Source organism: Paenibacillus sp. GYB003 (assembly GCF_036577625.1).
Lineage (GTDB): Bacteria > Bacillota > Bacilli > Paenibacillales > NBRC-103111 > Paenibacillus_AB.
This window is the reverse complement of the sequence record NZ_JARBDC010000040.1, coordinates 1-7,250: the sequence shown is the minus strand read 5'-3', so window position 1 is coordinate 7,250 and position 7,250 is coordinate 1. Positions and strand designations below refer to the sequence as shown.

Here is a 7,250-nt window from a genome sequence, read left to right as displayed (position 1 = left end):
CCGCCGACGATGCGGCCGGATCGGCGAGACCGTCGCGCAGCGTGCCGGCGAGCTGCGCCGCGGCGTCCACGGCCGTTTGCGCGAGCCGCAGGTTTTGCGCGACGAAAGGCCCGGCCGCGCTTACCGCGTTCGCGCCGCCGTCCAGCGCCGCGGCCAGCCGGTCCGCGAGCAGCGCGCCGTCCTGCGCGAGCTTCTCGACCGCGGGGAGCCGGGCCTGCACGTCGGCGACGATGCGCTGCGCCTTGCGGACGTCTTCCGCGGCCGTGTTCGCCGCCCGTTCGATGTCCGGCAGCAGCGCCTCCAGCTTGAACACGGTGTCGCGCAGCGTTAGCAGCGTCGGCAGCTCGGTTTGCAGCTCGACGCCGATTTCGTTGAAGATGCGGAAAATGGTGCCGTTCGCCGTCTGGATGAAGTTGCGGTTCACCTGCTCGATGATGCCGCTAGCGCCTTTGCCGGTAATTTTCGGCGAGACGGCGTTTATTTTTTCGTTGACGTAATAGGCCAGCTCGGCCTTTTGCGGGTTGTCGGACAACACGGTGGCGATGCGGGCGGAGAACTGTTCCGGGATGACGATGCACGCGTAATAATCGCCGTGCTCCACGCCGCGGATCGCCCTTTCCGGATCCGTGAACGTCCAGCCGATATTCCGGTTGTCCTTCAGCGACCGGACGATTTCGTCGCCGAGACGAAGCTCGTGCCCGCGCAGCGTCGCGCCTTGGTCGAGATTCGCGACGGCGACGGGCAGCCCGCCGGTTTGGCCGTACGGGTCCCACGAGGCGACGATGTTGAACCAGGCGTACAGCGACGGGAGTACGGCGAGTCCGAGCACGATGACGGCGGCCGCCCAATTGCGGAAAACGCCCCGCATATCGGCCGCGTAAATGCGGAGGATTGGTTTCATGGTCGTCTCATCCGTCCTTCCTGTATTTTCCGCTTTAGTATGGATGGAACTGCCTGAAGCCATACGTCGGCGCCATCATTGGCGGAAGTAGCGTTCGCGGGTTTGACCGGCCGCCGCGCAGCGCCGAAACGCGCACCCGGCATTCGCGCGCGATGGCGCGGACCGGGTAGGTTCAAGGCATGCGTGTGCAGATGCAGGGTGCGGAGTGCGGAGTGCGGAGTGCAGAGAGCGGAGTGCGGAGAGCGGAGTGCGGAGTGCGGATGCAGAGTGAAGATGCTGAATGCTGAATGCAGCCCGAATCTCGCAGATAGCTCGTGAGTCGAAGAGTGAATCATTTTTCACTAATAGTGAACTTGTCTTACGCTAAATCCCCGGATTTTGGGGGATTGTCGGAATTACTGAACCTCATTTCATAATTACTGAACTTGAGTGTCTAAATAGTGAATTGATGTTACTAGTTGTCCAAATATCCGGCTATTCGTTGAAAATAAGGGCAACAGATTCACTAATAGCGAATTTTAGTTTGTAAATGTATCAGCCGATTCGGACGATCCGTAAATTCTGATTCGCTGATTCAGGCAGAAAGGCAGATCCGCCGCGGGCAAATGCCTGCTCGGGCACGGCTTACCGGAGCATGCAATGACCGAATGCCGGGCAAATTCGCCTGGACAAGCCATTCGGCGGCACCATCGGCGCGCGCGGCCCGCAGCGCTCTCGCGTCCGGGGGGCGAGCCGCCGCAGCGGCTTTCGCCGGGCGAATTCGCCCGGGCGCGCCATTCGGCGGCACCCTCGGCGCGCGCGCGGTCCGCAGCGCTTTCGCGTCCGGGCGAGCCGTCGCAGCGGCTTTCGCCGGGCGTATTCGCCGGGCGTCCGCTGTGTGGCGTCATGATGAGAGCGGTACATATTTATCGTACAGGAGAGGGGACATCATACGCATGAACGCGATTCAAAGCAGGCTGGCCGCGCTCGAGGCGTATCGGCCGGACCGGTATGCGCCGAGCGATCTGGAGTCGTTCTGGGACGAGACGCTCGCCCGGTTTGCGGACAAGCCGCTGAACGATTCGAGACGGCGGACGGAGCCGCTGTTTCCGTGGATGGACGTCGACGACGTCCGTTACGAAGGGTTCGACGATACGCCGATCGCGGGCTGGTTTTTGCTGCCGAAGATGGAGAGCGGGCGCAAGCTGCCGTGCATCGTGACGTTTCACGGCTACACCGGCGGCAGGGGATACCCGGAACGGTACGCGCAGTGGCTGCTGATGGGATACGCCGTATTCGCGGTCGACGTGCGCGGGCAAAAAGGGGACACCGGAAACCGGCTGGCAAGCGCGCACGGCATGGCGAAAGGCTGGATCAGCCAAGGCATTATGGATAAATATAACTGCTACTATCGGGCTGTCGCGATCGACAGCGTCAAAGCGGTCGAATGGGCCGCCCGGCAGCCCGAGGTCGATCCGGCGCGCATCGTCGTCGAAGGATCGAGCCAAGGCGGGGGTCTCGCCCTGCTTACCGCCGCTCTCAGCGACAAGCCCGCGCTTGCGGTGGCGAACGTACCGAATATGTGCCATATGGACTTCGGCATGCTCCATTCGACCGGCTCGCTTACCGAGCTGGCCCAGTTTGCGAACGAGTTTCCGGACCGGCTCGATGCCGTGCTGGAAACGCTCGGCTATTTCGACATCATGAACCTTGCGGAGCGAATCCGCGTACCGGTCATCGTCTCCGTCGGGCTGAAAGACACGGTCTGCATGCCGGAAACGGTTTATGCGGCCTACAACCGGATGACGTGCGAAAAAGAAATCCATCCGTACCCGTTCATGGGCCACGAGCATATCGGCTTCCACAACCGGAAGACGATCGAATTCGCGCGCCGGAAGCTCGGGTAACGGAGTTGGATGTATGTCGGGACGGAAGCGGAGCTTCCGTCCCGTTTTTATTATTCGCGCCCGGCCGGTCAACTCCGCCAATTTCGCCGTCTTAAGGAAAGGCCAAGATGGAAATAATAGCGTTCAACGACCATTGGAAGGGGAACGCTTGAACATGGATGAGCAACACGTCAAAGGCCGGACTTTCAGCCGGTACGCGGTCTTTTATTCCGTCATAGCGGCCATCGGCGGCTTTTTGTTCGGATACGATACGGCCGTCATTTCGGGAGCGATCGGCTTCATAACGACGAGGTTCGATTTGCAGCCCGGCATGGTAGGATGGACCGTCTCCAGCCTCATTATCGGGGCGACGATCGGCGCGGCCTGTTCCGGCGTGCTCAGCGACAAATACGGGCGCAAAAACATGCTCGTCGTCTCCGCGCTTCTCTTCTCTCTAGGCGCGCTTTTGTCGGCGATGCCGACCGGCGTCGCCGGCCTCGTGATCGCAAGAATCGTCGGCGGCATCGGAGTGGGGATGACGTCGACCTTGTCCCCGCTGTATATCGCGGAAATATCGCCGGCCCGCAACCGCGGGCGGCTCGTGTCGATTTACCAGTTCGCCGTCGTGACGGGAATTTTCGTTACGTTTTTCATTAACGCCGGTATCGCGGGCATCGGCGACGACGCGTGGGACGTCGCTTACGGGTGGCGATGGATGTTCGGCTTCGGCGTTTTGCCGGGCCTGCTCTATCTGGTGCTGCTGGCGTTCATTCCCGAATCGCCGCGCTGGCTGATGAAGCGCAAGCAGGAGGTGCGGGCGCTCGATATTTTGGAGCGGATGAACGGCAAAGAGGCGGCCAAGTCCGAGCTGAACGAAATTTTGAACTTGAAGGAAGAAGAGGCGGGCTCCGTGCGGGAGCTGTTTTCGCCGGCGCTCCGGCTGCCGCTGTTCGTCGGCGTCGTGCTGGCCATCCTGCAGCAAATTACGGGGATCAACGCCATCATGTATTACGCCCCGGAAATTTTCAAGCAAACCGGGGCGGGCACCGACGCGGCGCTTTCCCAGACGGTATGGGTCGGCATCGTCAATTTCGGGTTTACGCTGCTCGCGCTGTGGCTGATCGACAAAGTCGGGCGGAAAATGCTTCTCGTCGTCGGCTCCATCGCGATGACGGTCTGTTTGTTCGCGGTCGGTTACGGCTTTCAATCCGGCATTACCGGCTATTCGATTTTGTTTTTCATTCTGGTGTATGTCGCATCTTTCGCGATCTCGTTCGGTCCGGTCGTCTGGGTGATGATTTCGGAAATATTTCCGACCCGGATCCGGGGGAGGGCGACGGCGGTCGCCTCGTTCTGTTTATGGGCGGCCGATTATGCCGTTTCCCAAACGTTTCCGATGCTGATCGAAGGCATCGGCACCGCACGCACGTTTTGGCTGTTTGCGGTCGTCTCCGCGATCTCGATTTTGTTCTGCGTCAGGATCGTGCCGGAAACGAAAGGGAAGACGCTGGAGCAAATCGAAAGGCAGTGGCAGTCGGGCCGGCGCTAAGCGGCTTGACCATCCGTCGTCCGTTCGGCTTCGTAGGCCGTCCGTCAAGGACGGTCTTTTTGCGCTTGTTCCGTAAAAAAGGATTTGCCGCGAAAAGCTGGAATAAGAAAAACAATATCGCTGCAATTCGGGGCGGAGCGACCGCGGTATAGCGGAAGTTTGTTCTTGGTAAAGAAAGTTTTTTCGCTTCAAGGTTTGGCGAAGTCGACTTTCTTTACTGTCAACCCGAGGCGGAACGACGGCGATTCTGCAAAACGAAAGCGATGCCAAACGAACGACCGGATGGGGGATGTCCGCAGGTGAAAATCGGCATGAACGCCAAGCTCATTTTGGCTTTGTCCGTCATCATTTTGTTTTCGTGCTCGGTAACCGGCTATTTGTCGTACCGGACGCATTTGCAATTGTTCGAGGAAGAGGTGAGCGGGCAGTACGCGAAGGCGAACGAGCAGGCGATGGCGAACCTCGAGCTGCGCATTCAGGAAATATACCGCATCTCGAATTACATCGTGTTCAACAGCGTCATCGAAAAGGTCGTCCAGAAGCTGATGACCCGCAGCGACGACCTGTTCGACAACTACGTGGAGCACGAAGAGCTGCAAAGCTTGCTGCGGCAGGTGAAGCTGGACGAGCCGTACATACAGTCGGTTTATTTTTACGACCTGAACGGGGTCAACTACTATTACGGCCATATCGACGAAACGATCGGCCGATTGGACGACGCCGTCTTCGCCGACGTGAAGCGCAATGTCGAGCAGTCGAACGGCCAGCTCATCTGGATGCGAAAGGCGCTCGCCAACCCGCTGCGGCAGGGCGAAACGAACGACTACATCATCGCCTCGCGCTGGATGAAAAAAAACAAATCGCTCGAAACGTACGGGCTGCTCGTCATGGTGATCGACGACCGGCTGTTCGCGAAAACGCTGCTCGATTTGACGAAGGGCGCCGACTCCAATGTGTTTTTGTACGAGCAGCGAAACGAGCTGCTGTATGCGGACAACGTTTCCGCGCCTTTGCCGGAGCTGCCGGAGGGGGCGGGGCCGGTGTTCGTCCGCAGGGAGGGACCGCACTCGTTCTTGTATGCGGTCAACCGCTCCCCGCAGTCCCAGTTTACGCTGGTCGGCCGTACGTCGCTCGCCTCCTTCCACAGCAAGAGCAAAATATTGCTCGATATCAGCCTGTACTCGGGGATCGGGGCCATCTTGATCAGCGGCGCGCTGATCGCCTTGTTCAGCGGAAGGCTGCTGCGTCCGATGAAGGATCTGGTGAAGGCGATGAGGCGGATGCGCGAGGGCGATTTCGACGTGCGGGTGCGCCCCCGTTCCCGGGACGAGCTCGCCTTTCTTGGGGAAAGCTTCAACGCGATGGCCGACAACGTCAGCTCCTTGATCCGGGAAGTGTACGAGAGACAGCTGAGCGAAAGGGAGGCGGAATTGAAGGCGATCCAAGCCCAGCTGAACCCGCACTTTTTGTACAACACGCTGAACGGCTTGTACTGGAAGCTGTACGTACAAAACGACATGGAAACGGCGAACCTCGTCTCCGCCTTGTCCGGCCTTCTCAAATATTCGCTGGAGCGCGTCGACAAGCATACGGTGCTGCGCGAGGAGCTTCGGCAAATCCGCCATTATTTGGACATTCAGGACGCATTTATGGAAAACCGGTTTCACGCCGAAATCGAGGCGGGCGACGACGTGCTGGACTGCAAAATGCCTCGGCTGCTGCTTCAGCCGATCGTGGAAAACGCGTTCGTGCACGCGTTCCGCGACCGGACGTCGGGCAAGCGGCTAACCATAAGCGCGGAGCGGCGGGACGGTCTGCTTCGAATCGTCACGACGGATAACGGCAGCGGCATGGAGCCGGACCAGATCGATCATATTTTATCCGCCGCTTCGGACGAGGAACGGATGCCGATCGGGCTGCGCAGCGTCATCCGCCGCATCGAGCTGCTGTACGGCAAGCCGTACGGACTGGAGATCGAGAGCGTTCCCGGCGGCGGGACGACGATTACGCTGCGGCTGCCGTACGATCCGGTATCCGACCAACATACGGCATGACAAGGAGGTGCCGACGTTGATCGGCAAACTGCTCATCGTGGAAGATCAGGCCATTTTCCGCAAAGGCTTGATCAAAATGCTCGAAACCCATTCGCTCGGCTGGACCGTGGTCGGCGAAGCGGAAAACGGCCAAGAGGCGATCGAGAAGCTGGAGGCGCTCGAGCCGGACCTCATATTGACCGACATCCGGATGCCGGTTATGGACGGGCTCGGGCTCGCGGAATACGTACACCGCAACAGACGGCGTATTTCCGTCGTCATTTTGACCGGATACGAAGATTTCAAGTACGCCCAGGCGGCGGTCAAGTTCGGCGCCATCGACTTTTTGCTGAAGCCGTGCAACGAGCAAACGCTCATCGACGTGCTGCAAAAGGCGTACGTCCATTTCCGCGAAGCGGCGCTGGCGAAGGAGCGGCGGCTGGCCGACCGGCGCGCGACGGAGGAGCATGCGCTGCGCTCCATGCTGCTGCGGCTGCCGTGCGACGAGAAGCTCGTCGAGCGGGTGCGGGCGGAGTACGCCGACTACCGCATTCGGACGATTCGGGTCGAGAGCTACATCCCCGCCGACAAATCGTACCGGGAAAGCGACATCGGCCTGCTGCAGTTCGCCTTGTTCAATATCGTGTCGGAGCTGGCCGGAAGCCCGGCTCCCGGAAGCCGGCTCGTCGCGCTCGAATACGATCTGTTCGCCCTGCTGACGGCCGGGGAGCCGCAGGCCGGGCTGGACGAGGCGATCGTCCGGGCGGTGCGGAGCTATCTCGGGCTCGCCGTCGCCGTGTCCGACGGGGGGACCGTCGGGCGGGCCGAGCCGCTCGCGCTTGCGGCCGATGCCGCGCGCGGACGCGAGCTGGCCCGGCCGCATTCGCGCGCCGCGGCGTAAG

The 7,250-nt window shown here is 60.5% G+C and carries 5 protein-coding genes; 4 read left to right on the top strand and 1 reads right to left on the bottom strand.

Annotation, left to right across the window (positions count from 1 at the left end; genetic code table 11):
* On the bottom strand, window positions 1–901 hold a 901-nt coding region (locus PV407_RS14140), incomplete at its 3' end, for a YhgE/Pip domain-containing protein (protein WP_332090579.1).
* Window positions 902–1,836: 935 nt separating this feature from the next.
* On the opposite strand from PV407_RS14140, the gene PV407_RS14135 reads away from it, so the two are divergent.
* From PV407_RS14135 to PV407_RS14120, 4 genes are all read left to right on the top strand, one after another.
* On the top strand, window positions 1,837–2,787 hold the full coding sequence (locus tag PV407_RS14135) for an acetylxylan esterase (protein ID WP_332090578.1): 951 nt from the start codon (window positions 1,837–1,839) through the stop codon (window positions 2,785–2,787).
* A 154-nt stretch (window positions 2,788–2,941) separates the two neighbouring features.
* The gene (locus tag PV407_RS14130) at window positions 2,942–4,315 is read left to right on the top strand and encodes a sugar porter family MFS transporter (protein WP_332090577.1); all 1,374 of its coding nucleotides are present in this window, start codon (window positions 2,942–2,944) and stop codon (window positions 4,313–4,315) included.
* 299 nt (window positions 4,316–4,614) lie between these two features.
* Window positions 4,615–6,369, top strand: coding sequence for a cache domain-containing sensor histidine kinase (locus PV407_RS14125; protein WP_332090576.1), 1,755 nt, complete (start codon window positions 4,615–4,617; stop codon window positions 6,367–6,369).
* A 16-nt stretch (window positions 6,370–6,385) separates the two neighbouring features.
* Entirely contained in the window at window positions 6,386–7,249 is an 864-nt protein-coding gene (locus tag PV407_RS14120; protein ID WP_332090575.1) for a response regulator, read from the top strand.
* Window position 7,250: the final 1 nt, after the last annotated feature.